Genomic DNA, 13555 nt, shown 5'->3' on the forward strand with positions numbered 1-13555 from the left:
ATTAGTTGGTGGTAGCTCAGAGGTGGTGGTTCAGATGAGGTCGGTGATGAAGCTTGCCGCTTTCGCTGCGGCGGCGGGGCGTTCGTCTTGCGTGATGTCCCGGGTTTCGAGCTCAAGGGAGAAGTGGCCGGTGTAGCCGCTCGCCGCGAGGGCGCGGAGCCCGCCGGTGAAGTCCGCCTGGCCGTTGCCGATGCTGAGGTTGATGTTGCCCGGGACGGCGTCACGAAGGTGGACGTGGGAGATCCGGCCCTCGTGGCGGGTGAGGTATTCCTGCGGGTCTTCGCCGGCCGCGACGATGTGACTGAAGTCCATCACAATGCCGACGCCGGAGCCGGCCAGCCGCTGCGCCAGCAGTTCCGCTCGCTCGAGGTTCCAGCAGAACCTCAGGAAGTGCAGGGATTCGGTCCAGAGCTCGACGCCGAACTCCGCCGCGCGCCGCCCGGCGTGGATTAGCTGGGCGGCGATTTCGTCCAGGTCCCGATCGAGGCTTCTTACCGGTTCGTGGGTGAGGGCGCCGCATGGCAGCACCAGCGCCTTCGCGCCGGTATTGGCGGCGAGGGTGAGGAGCCCGTCCAGGTGCCGTTCACGGGCGAGCCGTTCAGCGTCGTCGAGCACTGCGTTGAGGTCTCCGATGTCCCCGTTGACCGAGCGGACGGTCAGCCCTGAGGCTGCGACTTCCGCGGTCACAGCGGCAACCGCGGTGGCATCCAGGTTGTACGGGACGTGGTCGCAGACACCGGGGAGGGCGCCAAGGTCAATTTCGTCAAAGCCCAGGCCGCTGATGGTCCGCAGGGCGGCCGCAAGATCCTGGTGCCGGAAGCTGATGGATGAGCAGCCGAGGCGGGAGTTGAACATCGTCGTTGATCCTCTGAACGAGCCGGGTGATGTGAATCACTGTAGGTGCAAGTAGTGTCAACAGTCAACCTCCGACATTGACTGTTGACATTGAACCATGACGCGGGTCACACTGGCATATCATTTGTTAACAGTCGACAGCGGCGGTGTGGAAACGCGGCCCGCTCTTCGAAAGGGATCAGCATGAGCAACGAAGCTCTGAAAATGCGCGGCCACGTGCATGGCACAAAGGACGCAAGGCGCGTCGCCATCGGCTCCAGCGTCGGCGCAGTCATCGAGACGTATGACTTCATCGGATTCGGCACCGCCGCAGCCCTGTACTTCGGCACTGCCTTCTTCCCCACCGGAGACCCGGTGACCGGGACACTGGCCGCCTTCGCCACCCTGGGTGTCGGCTTTGCCGCCCGCCCGATCGGCGGCATCATTGGCGGCCACCTCGGTGACAAGCTGGGCCGCAAACCCGTCCTTGTCGCGTCCCTGATCCTCATGGGCGTGGCTACGTTCGTTATCGGCCTGCTCCCGACCTACAGCCAGGTCGGCCTCCTGGCCCCGGCTCTACTGGTGTTCGTCCGCATCGTCCAGGGCTTTGCTTTCGGCGCCGAATGGGGCGGGGCCATCCTGATGAGCTACGAACACGCGCCCTGGAAGGCCAAGGGCAAGTACACCGGCATCGTCCAGGCTGGCTTCCCCGTCGGGCTGCTGTTGGCCAACCTGGTTTTCCTCTCCAGCGCCCAGCTCGGCGGCGAACTCGCCTGGCGTATCCCGTTCCTGGCCAGCATCGTGCTGGTCGCCGTCGGCCTGATCATCCGTTCCAAGGTCCCCGAATCCCCCGTTTTCGACGAGGTCAAGGACAGCGGCGACATCGTGAAGTCGCCCATCGTCGAGGTCCTCAGGACCGACTGGCGCAACATCGTCAAGGGCATCGGCCTGCGCATCGCCGAGACCGCCGGCTACGCCGTGTCCATCACGTACATGATTTCCTACCTGAACACCCAGCACCTGGCAGACAAGACCCAGACACTGGTGGCACTTTGCATCGCCTCCGCGATCGGTATCTTCGCCACCCAGGCGTGGGCCCGGCTCACGGACAGGATAGGCAGGCGCCCACTTTATGTGTGGTCCTGCGCCTTCGCGCTGCTGTTCGCGATTCCGATGTTCCTGATGGTCAACACGGGAATGTTCTTCTTCGTTATCGCCACCTTGGTCATCTCTTACGCCGTCTGCCAGAACTCCCTGGCCGGCGCCCAGGGCGCTTGGTTCCCCGAGCTCTTCCGGGCCAACACCCGCTCCTCGGGCGCCTCCCTGGCCTACCAGATTTCGGCCACCGTCTCCGGCTTCACGCCCTTCATCACCACGCTCCTGTTCGTCAGCTTCGGCTGGATGGGCCCGGCGCTGCTCTTCGGCCTTTACGCCGCCATCGGCCTCTGGGCCGCCATCACCACCAGGGAAACCTGGGGCAAGCAGGAACGGCAACTCGCCGATGAGGCCACAAAAAACACCCCCCAGTCGGTGAACGTCTGATGACCGCGACACAGGAACTGCACACCGCCGAAGTCCCTTCTAAGGAACGAATGAATCAGGAAACTGCCTCCGCACGCCTCGAACGCGTCAGCGCCGCGGCGTACCGGATGCGCCACCACGCACTGAACATGGGCGAGGTCCAGGGCCAGGGCTACGTAGGCCAGGCCCTCGGCGCCGCGGACATGCTGGCCGCCGTCTACGCGGACCAGCTCCGGTTCCGCGCCGGGAACCCCGAATGGGAGGGGCGGGACCGGTTCCTGCTCTCCACCGGGCACTACGCGATCGGGCACTACGCTGCCCTTGCCGAAGCAGGCATCGTTCCAGTCGAGGAACTTGAGACCTACGGCTCGGACGACTCCCGGCTCCCCATGTCCGGGATGTCCACCTACACCCCCGGCATGGAAATCTCCGGCGGTTCGCTGGGCCACGGGCTCTCCATCGCCGTGGGCATGGCACTGGGCCTGCGCTACCAGGGCTCCGATGCAAGGATCTACAACTTTCTCTCCGATGGCGAGCTCGACGAAGGCTCCACCTGGGAAGCCGCAATGGGCGCACACCACCACCAGCTCGGCAGCCTGACCGCGATGGTGGACATCAACGCCCTCCAGGCCGACGGTAAGACCGACACCGTGCTCCGCACCGAACCCGTCACCGAGAAGTGGGAGGCCTTCGGCTGGTACACCCAGCGCGTGGACGGAAACAACATGGCCGAACTCCTGCAGGCCTTCGACAACGCAGCTGCGCAGGCCACCGTCACCGGACGACCTTCCGTAATCCTCTGCGACACGAAAGTGGGCCGCGGCGTGCCGCTGCTGGAGGAACGCGAAAAAGCGCACTTCATGCGCATCGAAGAACACGAATGGCAGACCTGCCGCGAACAACTCACCGCAGGATTTGAAGGGACGGCCGGACGATGAGCACCACCACAGCAGTGAAGGGCACCGCCCCCAAGCTCAAGACCTCGGCCATGATCGCCTCCTTCGCCGACCCCGGCCAGAAAACCGCCTCCGCACCGTTCGGGCACGCCCTGGTCAAGGCAGCCCAGGAGAACGACAAGATCGTCGGCCTCACCGCGGACCTGGGCAAATACACCGACATGCACATCTTCGCCCAGGCCTACCCGGAACGGTTTTTCCAGATGGGCATGGCCGAGCAACTGCTCTTCGGTGCCGCCGCCGGTCTCGCCGAGACCGGCCTCATCCCGTTCGCTTCGACCTACTCCGTGTTCGCCGCCCGCCGCGCCTACGACTTCCTCTGCCTGGACGCCGCCGAACCGAACCTGAACGTCAACATCGTCGGCGGCCTCCCGGGCCTGACCACCGGGTACGGACCCAGCCACCAGGCCACCGAGGACATGGCGATCTTCCGCGGCATGCCCAACCTGACCATCGTGGATCCCTGCGACTCGATCGACATCGAACAGGCCGTCCCCCAACTCGCTGCGTCCAACGGGCCCACCTACCTGCGGCTGCTCCGCGGCAACGTGCCCACCGTCCTAGACGAATACGGCTACACCTTCGAACTCGGCAAAGCCAAGGTCCTGCGTAGCGGCAATGACGTCGTCTTCATCTCCTCCGGGCTAATGACCATGCGCGCCCTTCAGGCAGCGAAGGCGCTGGCTGCTCACAACGTGGACGTCGCAGTCGTTCACGCCCCGACGATCAAGCCGTTCGATGCCGCCACGGTTCTGGCTGAGATCAACACCGACCGTCTTGCCGTCACGCTCGAAAACCACAGCTTGGTCGGCGGCCTCTTCGAAACCGTCGCGTCCTCCGTCGTCACCGCCGGCTTGGGCAAGCGCGTCGTACCGATCGCTCTGCCGGATCAGTTCCTCGACGCCGGCGCCCTCCCCACCCTCCATGACCGCTACGGACTGACAGTCCAGAAGATCGTGGCTAAGGTCCTCGCCGAACTGAAGTAGGACCGTTACGACCAGATGCGCGGCGCCGAACCAGCCGGCGCCGCGCATCTGCCGTAGGATCGAAAGTTAACACATCACTGTAAACAGTCGACTACTGACATTGAGGAAGTATGACGATGGCCGGAGCAACAGCACCGCTGCTGGGACTGCAGAAGAAGAGCCTTCGCGAGCAGGCTCTCGCCGCGTTGCGCGCTGCCATCACCAGCGGGGAGCTGGAACCGGGCCGTCACCTGGTGGAAACCGAGCTGTCGGAGATGCTCCAGATCAGCCGCGGCACCCTTCGGGAAGCGCTGCGGCAGCTGGAACAGGAAGGGCTGCTCTCCGCTGGACCCCGCGGCCGCCTTTCCGTCCGGCACTTGGATGCCAAGGAAATCCGTGACATCTACTCCGTCCGTGCGGCCCTGGAATCCCTGGCTGCGCGCACGCTATGCGAACTCCCGGACCGCCGGCACGTGATCAACTCCCTGCGGTCCGCCATCGAGGCCATGTCGGCCGCCGAGAAGGCCAGCCTGCAGGACCGGGTCGAGTCTGACCTGGAATTCCACCGGACGATGTGCCGCCTCACCGGCAACGAAACTCTGCTCCATTCCTGGGAATCACTGGAAGGGTCCATCCGGATGTCCATCATGTTCGCGGGCCAGGAGAAGGGCGTGAAAAACATGAGTGTGGACCGACACTACGACATCGTAGCGGCGATCGAGACCGGCGATGCGTCCTTGGCCCGGAACACGATCCGGGAGCACATGGACACCGCGGCCGCGACTCTCGTGGCGTAACACCGGATTCCCAAGCTCGACCCGGAAGTCGCGCACAGCGCCACCATCACTGCCCAGTGCGAACGAAGACAACCAGTTGCCACTGTTCTCCAACTGGCCTCCTGGGATGTTCATAGGCGGGGAGTGGGAGTCATCCTGCCGTCCGCGCCCCACTGGCGCGCAGGACGATCTGGCAAGAGGGGCCGCCTCCGCTAACTGGTGCTGTGTCCCTAAGGTGCGGGAGTGAACACTCCGGGCACCAGCAACAAATTCCTCCATATGGAGGATCTAAGACTCGCCTCCCGCTGCTCTCCACCGAGAAAATGATCAGGGAGACGGCGGGATGGCCATCCCTGTGCAGCCTTCTGCGAGAGGCCGAGGCCCGCAGCCGGTCACACGTCACGGCGGCGCGCAGAACGTGAGTTTTTCGCGGCCGATGCGCACGCGGCGGGCTCGATCAACCCGGCGTCGTAAGCCACAGAAATACCAAAGCCGGCCCGGAAACAGTTCCGGGCCGGCTCAGGATTTGTCCGTCAGACCTTGCGGGACCGTGAACGGTCCATGAAGAACATCACAATGGCAACGACCAGAAGAATCGGGGCGATCCACAGGAGGAATCCAACTGCCTTGATGGTGCCACCGATGATGAAGCACACGATGGCGATGGCTGCGATGATCCAGAGAAGAGTTTTCATGTTCGAGACCTTCTTCGTTTAGACAGCTTGCTTCCCATTTGTCAGGGACCAAAGCACTGTACGGGGTGTGACTCCGGAGGGCAACTATTCGGCCCCCGGCGCGCGACGCCGAATAATCGACCTGCCGGGTTCGCTTGATAGTGCCCCACGATGCCGGGTACGTTCATCTGGCCGTGGTATCCCCGTCGAGACAGGCCTGGGCGACGTGCGGCATGGACCGCATGGGCGTCGCTGAAACGGCGTTGCCCTGGTGCACTAGGGCGTGTCAATGCCTGGCGATGCCGACGAGGCAGGTGTGGCGAGTTGGGCGGCAATCTGATCGGTCCACGTGTTGACGGCTTCCCAATCCCGCAAGTCCCCAAACCGGCCGCCTGCGAATCGGAACACGTGCCGGAGCAACGCCGGCATCTGGGCGGACGTGAAGACACCCGAGAAGAGCCGGTGGCCCCGGAGCGGGATCTGCTCGGCCAGGGCCCCTGCCAGGCGTTCCTGCTGCAGTGCCGCGCCTCGCCTGCGAAACGGCTTTGGCAACGCGTCGGCCATGCCGACGCTGAAGGCCCAGACCGGTCGTTTTTCCAGTTCGGGGGCATGGCGGGTGACGAACTGCGACGCCGCCGGCAGCCACGCCTGGTTGTGGACGGCGCTGCCGATCACAACCGCCTCGTATCCGGAGACAGCCTCGACTTCGTCCACGGACCGGCATTCGACGTCGCCCAGCGCAGCCGCCAAACGGGACGCTAGATGTTGGGCTATCTCCCGGGTTGACCCCAGCGCACTCGCATAGGCAACAAGAACCGCCATGATGAAGCCTCCCGTCTTCCGCTCACCAGCCTGATGGACCCCGCACCACCGGGGAGGTGCCATAAGTCCCGACCTCGGCGTAAACAATGAGCGTTCCGGCTCCTCCGCCGGGCCATTCAGCGGCGCGATCCATTCCCGCGATCGTTGGCCCCGGCCTCGACGGGACTTCCGAGGACATCGCCTTTGCCCAGGCGTTCGCGGACGTGGTGACCATCACCCTCCTGCAGGATCGCGCGGCGAGGGAAACCGCGCTGATCAACGAACAGCTGAAGCGGGCCCTGAACAGCGCATTTTGATCGAACAGGCATTCTGCCCTCAGCGCGATGAACAGAGAACGCGGGCGAAACCGGCACAACTGTGATGAGACTCACTCGCAATAATGCCAAACCGGCTTGGAACGTCCGCGCCCCGTTGTGCACTATGGAAAGGCACGGCGGGGACCCAAATTCCCCCGGCGAGGCAGCCCTGACCGCCCCCGCCTTAAGCGTGGTGCGCGGATCAGCGGCACTGTTTTACCCATCCTGGTGGACGCAATGAGGCCAAACCGGTGAGCTCGCAGAGCTGCCCAAAGTCTCAGGCGTTCCTGGTTGGACCCTACGGCGGCTCCGCATCGGTGCGGCAGCCGGACATCCGGATTCATGAATGGAAGCACTGAACAATGACGTTTGAAACTGCCACCTCTGTCACCCACAAACTCTGGGACCGTTCCACCGCGCACCACGAGCTGGATGCCCTGATCCACGACCTCTCGGTGCGGCACAACACGCCCAAGAGCAACATCACGGTCCACGCCAGCGGGCCGAATACGTTCACGCTCAGCCTCACCCACGGCACGGCCAACCTGGATTCGGCCTCCGCCTAACAACTCAAGACTGTACAAAACGACGACGGCGGGAGTCTCCCGCCGTCGTCGTCGTCCCGAACGCCACTCCCCCGCGGATCAACCGGGTCCACCGTTGCCGGCGATCAGCTTGGAGGCTTCATCTGCGAGTTCCTGAACCACGAAAATGTCAGAGGCCGCGGCGCTGGTGGGAATGTCCGAGGCGACGTTTTCGAAGTACTTCAAGCGCGCCACCGGCCAGAACTTCAGTGACCTGGTCCGCAAACTTCGGCTCGCCCATGCGCGGCGCCTTCTGGAGCACAGCGACAAGGCCATCTCCGCCATTTGCTACGAAGTGGGCTTCTCGAACCTGTCCAAGCGGCGATGAAGCGCCAGACAACGGCGGGCGTCCGAGCGCCGGCTTCCGGGTTCCCGCCTTTTCGTGCGGGAACCCGGGCAGGCCTTGTTCAGGCCTGGCGGTACACCTTCCGCGAGATGGTCAGGCTTACCGCGGCGATGACAGCAACTGCGACGAGGTAATACCCCGGCACCAGCAGGGAACCGGTGCTGCCAATGAGCCACGTCAGGATAAAGGGGGCAAATCCGCCAAAGACGGTCACCCCGATGTTGTAGCCCAAGGACAGTCCCGTGGAACGAATGCGCGCGGGGAACATCGAGGACATGATGGCCGGCAGCGGCGCGAAGTAGGCGGTGGCGAGTACCGATAGTACGAGTTCGACCACGATCATGGTGGGCAATGCCGGCGCAGCGATGAGCACCAGGAACGCCGGGATGCCGACGATGATGGTTCCCGCGGCGGCCCAGGTCATGATCCGGGCAGGACCTACTTTGTCGGCCAGCATGCCGATGAACGGGGAGCCGATGCTCATTACCACACCAAAGATCAGGGTCGAGAGGAACGCAACGGTTTTCGGCATACCGAGGTTAACAATCGCGTAGGTGGGCATGAACAGGGCGATGTAGACGCCGACGGAACCCAGCGAGACGACACCGACGATGGCCCAGAGCCGGCCGCCGTTGCCGATGAACGTCTCTTTCAGGGGCGCGCTGGACCGCTCCGAGGCCAGGAATTCCGGGGTTTCCTCCATCTTGGACCGGATGTACCAGCCCACAGGTCCGATGGCTAGCGCAAAGATGAACGGAAGCCGCCAGCCCCACGACTCGAGAGACTGCGTGCTGAGATAGCTGTTCAGGACGAATCCGAAGATTCCGGCAATCAGGATGCCACCACCCTGGGTAGCCACCTGCCAGCTGCCGTAAAAGGCCTTCCGGCTGGGTGCGTACTCGATCAGGTAGGCCGTGGCCGTGCCGAATTCCCCGCCGGTGGCAAAGCCCTGCAGGAGCCGGGCGACCAGCACCAGGAGGCTGGCCGTGACGCCGATGGCTGCCGCTGTCGGAGCAAGAACAATTAGCAGGGTGCCGACGAACATGACGAGGATAGATACCAGCATGCCCGCCTTCCGGCCGGCCTTGTCCGCGTAGCGTCCGATGATGATGCCGCCAAGCGGCCGCATGATGAAGGAAACACCAAAAGACGCGAAGGTCAAAAGCAGCGATGCTGCTTCATTGTTCGTGGGGAAGAACAGCTTGGAAATGGTGACGGCGAACGTGCCGTACACGATCAGGTCGAACCACTCGAGTCCGTTGCCGATGGAGGCTGCGACGACGGCTTTACGGGCATTGCCTCGTTCCAGTGCAAGGGCGGCGGGCGGACGGCTGTCCAGGACCTCATCACTCGGGCCCACTCCTGTGGCGGTTTGATGGCTCATGGCTTTGCGGTCCGTTCAGTAGTGGAGAGGTGCGCGGCGAGGGCCTGCAAAAAGCTCTCGCACGCCGCGATCTGGGATAGCTCGATGTATTCGTTGGCCGTGTGCCCCTGGTCCATGTTGCCTGGACCGCAAACCACAGTGTCGATGCCGGCGCGCTGGAAAAGTCCGGCCTCGGTGGCGTAGACCACTGATCCTTCGACGGCCTCGCCGGTGAGGTCCTGGGCCAGTTCGAGTGCGGCGCGCGGGCCCTCGGGGCTGAGGCCCGGGACCGTGCCCAGCGGGACCATACGGATGTCCGCCGCGGGGTTCTCCTGCTGGATTTCGGCCCGCAGCGCCGCCAGGTGCTCCTCGATCCGGGCAATAACCGCCTTAGGCTCGTCGCCCGGAATGGTCCTGAACTCGAATTCGAAATCACACTTTTCGGCAACGGTGTTGACCGCTGCGCCGCCGCTGACGACCCCCACATTGGCTGTGGTGTAGGGAACCACAAAGGTCTTGTCGAACGGGCCGGAAAGCCGGTGTTCGTCGGCAAGGGAGCGGATGAACGCAATGGCCCTGGCCGCATATTCGATGGCGTTGACGCCGGTGGAGGTCATGGAGGAGTGGGCGGCAACCCCGCTGACAGTGACGCGGTAGAGCTGGCTGCTCTTGTGGGCCGAGACGGGCCGCATGCTGGTCGGCTCGCCGACAAAACCGATCCGCGGGCGGATCCCGCGGGCGGCCAGTTCGGCGAGCAGGACGACGGCGCCGTGGCAGCCGACTTCTTCGTCGTAGGTCCAGGCGAAGTGCAGCGGCTCCGCGAGCGGACGGGACAGGAATTCCGGCAGGAAGCCCAGGACTGCACCGCTGAACGCCTTCATGTCCGTGGTGCCGCGCCCGTAGAGACGCCCCTCCCGGATCTCTGGGGTAAACGGCTCGCTGTCCCAGGCCTGCCCGTCCACTGGGACCACGTCGGTGTGGCCGGCGAGCATGATGCCGCCGCTGACGGCGCCGTCGTGGGCCGGGATCGTGGCGAAGAGGTTGGCCTTGTTGCCGTCCGGGCTGGGGACGATGACCGGGGTGATGCCGCGCGCGGTGAGTTCGTCCGCCATGCAGTGAATCATCGGCAGGTTGGAATTGCGGCTGGTGGTGTCGAAGGAGACCAGCTTCTCACTCCATGCGAGCGCGGCGGCGCTCGGGCTGGCAGTCGCCGGATTGGCGGCGGCCGGTGCGGTGGTGGACGTCATGGGCAGGTTCCTTGGGGAGGTGGACGGAATGGAACGGAGGGATCTGCGGCAACAGGCGTAGCAGCCAGCTCACGACGCACGGCCGCCCTCCATCCGGCGCGGTCGTTCAGCGAAAGCAGGCGTCGAGAAGACCGCGTACGAAGCAAGCGTCATTTCGCTCTACCGGGCTGCAGCTGGGACCGCGTTCCCATCAGTATTCGGGGAATCCACCAACCTTGTCAACAGTATGAACGCGATTTATTCATTTTATTGAATGGCGGATTGTCCGTCGGGCTATTAGAAGGACGGCGGCGTCATAGCGCCGATCAGCACCGCGTCCTTCGACGTCGGGTTGCGGTACCAGTGGGGTAAGGACGAGTCGTAGGTCAGCGAGTCGCCCTCCTCCAGGTCGTACCCCACGCCGTTGACGCAGACGTGGAGCCGGCCCTGCACTATGGTCACGCACTCCTCGCCAGGATGCACGAACGGGGCGTCCTCGTTGTCCCAACCAGCCGCGATTTGGGCCCGCAGCATGCCCAAGTGGCCGTTCATATGGGGCGTCAGGAGTTCGTAGATGAGGTTGTCCTCGGCAACTTCCAGGCGCCGCCTGTCCTCGCGCCGCACCAGCGCGCCGCCCTGGTCTTTCGTGTCAAAAAAGCGTCCGACCGGCACTTTCAGGGCTTGGGACAGCTTGATCAGCGTCGTCAGCGACGGGTTGCCCTGGCCGCGCTCAATCTGGCTGAGCAAGCCCGGGCTCAGGCCGGCCGCCGCCGCGAGACTGCCGATGCTGTATCCAGCCTCCCGCCGCAACTGCAGGACCAGCGCTCCGACGGCGGTCATTGCACGCTCGGCCTGATCCCCCACGTCAGGGAGTTCCGTTCCTGCGGCAAGATGGCCGACGTGATTTTCCATACCACGATCGTCCTTTATGGTGAACGCATCGTCAACATAATGAACCTCGATACGCAGCCGGCGGAGGTTGGCTCTGTGGAATGACGCGGCCTGCCTACCCTTGCGCCCGGCATGGGACCTGTTTCCTGCTAGAGCGGGACTGCCACCCCTGCGGGTTCGCGGACCAGCTCGCTTGCGAGGTCCGCGGCCAGATCCTCGACAACCTGCCCGTACAGCAGGTTTCCCTTGGCGGCGCTGGACCCGGCCGCCGAGGAGAGGCAGCCGGTGGCCGGCGTCCGGGCGGGCACCACCGGGAGCCTGTCGAAGCGCGGGAGGTCCGCGGCAGGACCGTCGACCAGTCGGTCCATGGCAACTCTGGTCGGTTCCAGGTGCAGCATGAGTGACGTTTCCAGGACGCCGCCGTGTTCGATGTCCCAGCCCGGGAAGCCGTCCGGGTAGACCTGCGTCAGCGTGTCCTGGCTGACAAAGTCCCAGTAGGACAACAGCAGAACGCTCTGCTTCGCCCCGGACCCGATCCCCAGCTCTTCCAGGGCGAGATCGATTCCCTCGTACAGGAACTGGTAATTCTCGAAGTGGCCGTTGACAAAGACCACGTGCCGGACGCCCTGGTTCAGGAAGGACTTGACCAGGTTGCGCGCGATGCCTATCAGGGTGGCGCCGTCCAGGCTGGTGGTGCCGGGGAGGTGGTTGCCGCCGCCGGACTTCTGCTGCGACTTGTATCCGTAGGCGATGGGCTGGGCCACGAGCGCACCCAGCCGTCCGGCGAGACCCTCGGCGAAGCGGGACGACAGGATGGTGTCCGTTCCCAGTGGAAGGTGCGGGCCGTGCTGCTCGAGGGATCCGACGGGGATGAGGACGATCGCCTCTCCCGATACCAGGGCTTCGCGGTAGGCGAACGCGTCCAGGTCTTCCAGGAATACTGACTTGTCCATGCTGGTGGTGCTCCTCGTTAGTGCGGTGTGCAACGTGGCGGCGGCCGGTGCCGCCGCCACGTGGGTGTCAGGCGCCGATGATGTTGTATTCGGGGCCAAAGGGGAACTTGGTGATGTTCTCGGCTCCGTCCTCGCCTACCACGAGGATGTCGTGCTCGCGGTAGCCGCCGGCGCCGGGCTGGCCGTCCAGGACGGTGATCATCGGCTCCATGGAGACCACCATGCCGGGCTCCAGCACGGTGTCGATGTCCTCGCGGAGTTCCAGCCCGGCTTCCCGGCCGTAGTAGTGGCTGAGGACGCCGAAGGAGTGTCCGTAGCCGAAAGTCCGGTTGGCCAGCAGTCCGTGGTCGACGTAGATCTCGTTCAGTTCAGCGGCGATGTCCTTGCAGACCGCACCCGGCTTGATGAGTTCGAGGCCGCGCTTGTGGACTTCCACATTGATGTTCCACAGTTCCAGGGAGCGGGCGTCGGGTTCGCCGTAGAACAGGGTCCGCTCCAGCGCGGTGTAGTACCCGGAGGTCATCGGGAAGCAGTTCAGGGACAGGATGTCGTGTTCCTGAATCTTGCGTGTGGTGGCCCAGTTGTGGGCGCCATCGGTGTTGATGCCCGACTGGAACCAGACCCAGGTATCGCGGATCTCCGCGTCCGGGAAGGTGCGGGCGATTTCGTGGACCATCGCTTCGGTGCCGATCAGGGCGACCTCGTATTCGGTGATTCCGGCGGTGATGGCGTTGCGGATGGCCTCGCCGCCGAGGTCCCCGATGCGGGCGCCGTGCTTGATGACCGCGATCTCCTCGGCTGACTTGATCATCCGCTGGCGCATAGCTGCCTGGGCCACGTCCACCAGGGCGGCCGACGCGAAAACTGCCTGGATCTTGTTGCGGTTGTCCAGCGGGAGCGAGTCGTCTTCGACGCCGATCCGGCGGGGGTTGATGCCGCGGGTGCGCAGCGCCTCCTGGATGGCGAAGATGTAGTTGTCCCGGCGCCAGTCCGTGTAGACCACGTTGTCGCCGTAGCTGCGCCGCCACGGCATCCCGGCGTCGATGTTTGCCGTGACGGTCACGGTGTCATCCTTGGTGACCACCATGGCGTACGAGCGGCCGAAGTAGGTGAAGAGGAAGTCGGAGTAGTACTTGATGGAGTGGTAGCTGGTGAGGACGACGGCGTCGAGGTCCTTGTCTGCCATGATGCGGCGCAATCCGGCGAGACGGCGCTCAAACTCGGCATCGGAGAACGTGAGGGAGACTTTCGTGCCGTTGTTGAGGACCTTCAGGCGCTCCAACTCAGAGACGTTCGAGGCAAGGGCGGTGGTGGAGATGGTCACGGGTTATTCCTTTGCGATTTGGGG

At 64.3% G+C, this 13555-nt stretch carries 15 protein-coding genes; 7 read left to right on the forward strand and 8 right to left on the reverse strand.

The genetic code is table 11. The features are described from left to right. Nucleotides 1-30: 30 nt before the first annotated feature. Nucleotides 31-855: a sugar phosphate isomerase/epimerase family protein gene (locus tag AC1DCZ_RS11715; RefSeq protein ID WP_476974730.1), complete on the reverse strand. Its 825-nt coding sequence runs from the start codon at nt 853-855 to the stop codon at nt 31-33. Nucleotides 856-1038: 183 nt separating this feature from the next. Between AC1DCZ_RS11715 and AC1DCZ_RS11720 the strand changes: the two genes are divergently transcribed. The 4 genes from AC1DCZ_RS11720 (at nt 1039) to AC1DCZ_RS11735 (ending at nt 5073) form a co-directional block, all read left to right on the forward strand. Further along, on the forward strand, nt 1039-2376 hold the full coding sequence (locus tag AC1DCZ_RS11720; RefSeq protein ID WP_476974731.1) for an MFS transporter: 1338 nt from the start codon (nt 1039-1041) through the stop codon (nt 2374-2376). A gap of 50 nt (nt 2377-2426) precedes the next feature. Continuing rightward, nucleotides 2427-3293, forward strand: coding sequence for a transketolase (locus AC1DCZ_RS11725; RefSeq protein ID WP_476974732.1), 867 nt, complete (start codon nt 2427-2429; stop codon nt 3291-3293). After that, entirely contained in the window at nt 3290-4297 is a 1008-nt protein-coding gene (locus AC1DCZ_RS11730; RefSeq protein WP_476974733.1) for a transketolase family protein, read from the forward strand. Before AC1DCZ_RS11725 ends, AC1DCZ_RS11730 begins: the two co-directional genes overlap by 4 nt. A 116-nt stretch (nt 4298-4413) precedes the next feature. Continuing rightward, nucleotides 4414-5073, forward strand: a complete 660-nt coding sequence (locus AC1DCZ_RS11735; protein WP_476974734.1) for a GntR family transcriptional regulator — start codon at nt 4414-4416, stop codon at nt 5071-5073. A gap of 512 nt (nt 5074-5585) precedes the next feature. Here the strand turns inward: AC1DCZ_RS11735 and AC1DCZ_RS11740 are convergent. Both AC1DCZ_RS11740 and AC1DCZ_RS11745 read right to left on the reverse strand, forming a co-directional pair. After that, nucleotides 5586-5747 carry a hypothetical protein gene (locus AC1DCZ_RS11740; protein WP_476896812.1) on the reverse strand — a complete coding sequence of 54 codons (162 nt, stop codon included), beginning with the start codon at nt 5745-5747 and terminating at the stop codon, nt 5586-5588. A gap of 255 nt (nt 5748-6002) precedes the next feature. After that, nucleotides 6003-6548, reverse strand: coding sequence for a flavodoxin domain-containing protein (locus AC1DCZ_RS11745; RefSeq protein ID WP_476974735.1), 546 nt, complete (start codon nt 6546-6548; stop codon nt 6003-6005). An 86-nt stretch (nt 6549-6634) separates the two neighbouring features. Here AC1DCZ_RS11745 and AC1DCZ_RS11750 point away from each other — a divergent pair, with 86 nt between their 5' ends. The 3 genes from AC1DCZ_RS11750 to AC1DCZ_RS11760 all read left to right on the forward strand — a co-directional run bounded on the left by AC1DCZ_RS11750 (nt 6635) and on the right by AC1DCZ_RS11760 (nt 7756). After that, the gene (locus tag AC1DCZ_RS11750) at nt 6635-6844 is read left to right on the forward strand and encodes a hypothetical protein (protein ID WP_476974736.1); all 210 of its coding nucleotides are present in this window, start codon (nt 6635-6637) and stop codon (nt 6842-6844) included. A gap of 362 nt (nt 6845-7206) precedes the next feature. Continuing rightward, complete coding sequence (locus AC1DCZ_RS11755; protein WP_476974737.1) at nt 7207-7410, forward strand: hypothetical protein; 204 nt, start codon at nt 7207-7209, stop codon at nt 7408-7410. 145 nt (nt 7411-7555) lie between these two features. Further along, complete coding sequence (locus AC1DCZ_RS11760; protein ID WP_476974738.1) at nt 7556-7756, forward strand: helix-turn-helix domain-containing protein; 201 nt, start codon at nt 7556-7558, stop codon at nt 7754-7756. A 79-nt stretch (nt 7757-7835) separates the two neighbouring features. Here the strand turns inward: AC1DCZ_RS11760 and AC1DCZ_RS11765 are convergent, their stop codons facing one another. The 5 genes from AC1DCZ_RS11765 to AC1DCZ_RS11785 form a co-directional block, all read right to left on the reverse strand. After that, nucleotides 7836-9158 carry an MFS transporter gene (locus AC1DCZ_RS11765; protein WP_476974739.1) on the reverse strand — a complete coding sequence of 441 codons (1323 nt, stop codon included), beginning with the start codon at nt 9156-9158 and terminating at the stop codon, nt 7836-7838. Next, on the reverse strand, nt 9155-10384 hold the full coding sequence (argE, locus tag AC1DCZ_RS11770; protein ID WP_476974740.1) for an acetylornithine deacetylase: 1230 nt from the start codon (nt 10382-10384) through the stop codon (nt 9155-9157). Before argE ends, AC1DCZ_RS11765 begins: the two co-directional genes overlap by 4 nt. Before the next feature lie 276 nt (nt 10385-10660). Further along, nucleotides 10661-11275: a helix-turn-helix domain-containing protein gene (locus AC1DCZ_RS11775; RefSeq protein ID WP_476974741.1), complete on the reverse strand. Its 615-nt coding sequence runs from the start codon at nt 11273-11275 to the stop codon at nt 10661-10663. A 128-nt stretch (nt 11276-11403) separates the two neighbouring features. Then, on the reverse strand, nt 11404-12207 hold the full coding sequence (locus AC1DCZ_RS11780; protein ID WP_476974742.1) for a creatininase: 804 nt from the start codon (nt 12205-12207) through the stop codon (nt 11404-11406). A 67-nt stretch (nt 12208-12274) separates the two neighbouring features. Beyond that, a complete protein-coding gene (locus tag AC1DCZ_RS11785; RefSeq protein ID WP_476974743.1) occupies nt 12275-13531 on the reverse strand; it encodes an aminopeptidase P family protein in 1257 nt (418 codons plus the stop codon). Nucleotides 13532-13555: the final 24 nt, after the last annotated feature.

The organism is Arthrobacter sp. 10N418 (assembly GCF_056394725.1).

Excerpts from the sequence above, each read along its gene's own strand:
- AC1DCZ_RS11715 (WP_476974730.1), bottom strand. The coding sequence starts at position 855 with ATGTTCAACTCCCGCCTCGGCTGCTCATCCATCAGCTTCCGGCACCAG.
- AC1DCZ_RS11720 (WP_476974731.1), top strand. The coding sequence starts at position 1,039 with ATGAGCAACGAAGCTCTGAAAATGCGCGGCCACGTGCATGGCACAAAG.
- AC1DCZ_RS11725 (WP_476974732.1), top strand. The coding sequence starts at position 2,427 with ATGAATCAGGAAACTGCCTCCGCACGCCTCGAACGCGTCAGCGCCGCG.
- AC1DCZ_RS11730 (WP_476974733.1), top strand. The coding sequence starts at position 3,290 with ATGAGCACCACCACAGCAGTGAAGGGCACCGCCCCCAAGCTCAAGACC.
- AC1DCZ_RS11735 (WP_476974734.1), top strand. The coding sequence starts at position 4,414 with ATGGCCGGAGCAACAGCACCGCTGCTGGGACTGCAGAAGAAGAGCCTT.
- AC1DCZ_RS11740 (WP_476896812.1), bottom strand. The coding sequence starts at position 5,747 with ATGAAAACTCTTCTCTGGATCATCGCAGCCATCGCCATCGTGTGCTTC.
- AC1DCZ_RS11745 (WP_476974735.1), bottom strand. The coding sequence starts at position 6,548 with ATGGCGGTTCTTGTTGCCTATGCGAGTGCGCTGGGGTCAACCCGGGAG.
- AC1DCZ_RS11750 (WP_476974736.1), top strand. The coding sequence starts at position 6,635 with ATGAGCGTTCCGGCTCCTCCGCCGGGCCATTCAGCGGCGCGATCCATT.
- AC1DCZ_RS11755 (WP_476974737.1), top strand. The coding sequence starts at position 7,207 with ATGACGTTTGAAACTGCCACCTCTGTCACCCACAAACTCTGGGACCGT.
- AC1DCZ_RS11760 (WP_476974738.1), top strand. The coding sequence starts at position 7,556 with ATGTCAGAGGCCGCGGCGCTGGTGGGAATGTCCGAGGCGACGTTTTCG.
- AC1DCZ_RS11765 (WP_476974739.1), bottom strand. The coding sequence starts at position 9,158 with ATGAGCCATCAAACCGCCACAGGAGTGGGCCCGAGTGATGAGGTCCTG.
- argE (WP_476974740.1), bottom strand. The coding sequence starts at position 10,384 with ATGACGTCCACCACCGCACCGGCCGCCGCCAATCCGGCGACTGCCAGC.
- AC1DCZ_RS11775 (WP_476974741.1), bottom strand. The coding sequence starts at position 11,275 with ATGGAAAATCACGTCGGCCATCTTGCCGCAGGAACGGAACTCCCTGAC.
- AC1DCZ_RS11780 (WP_476974742.1), bottom strand. The coding sequence starts at position 12,207 with ATGGACAAGTCAGTATTCCTGGAAGACCTGGACGCGTTCGCCTACCGC.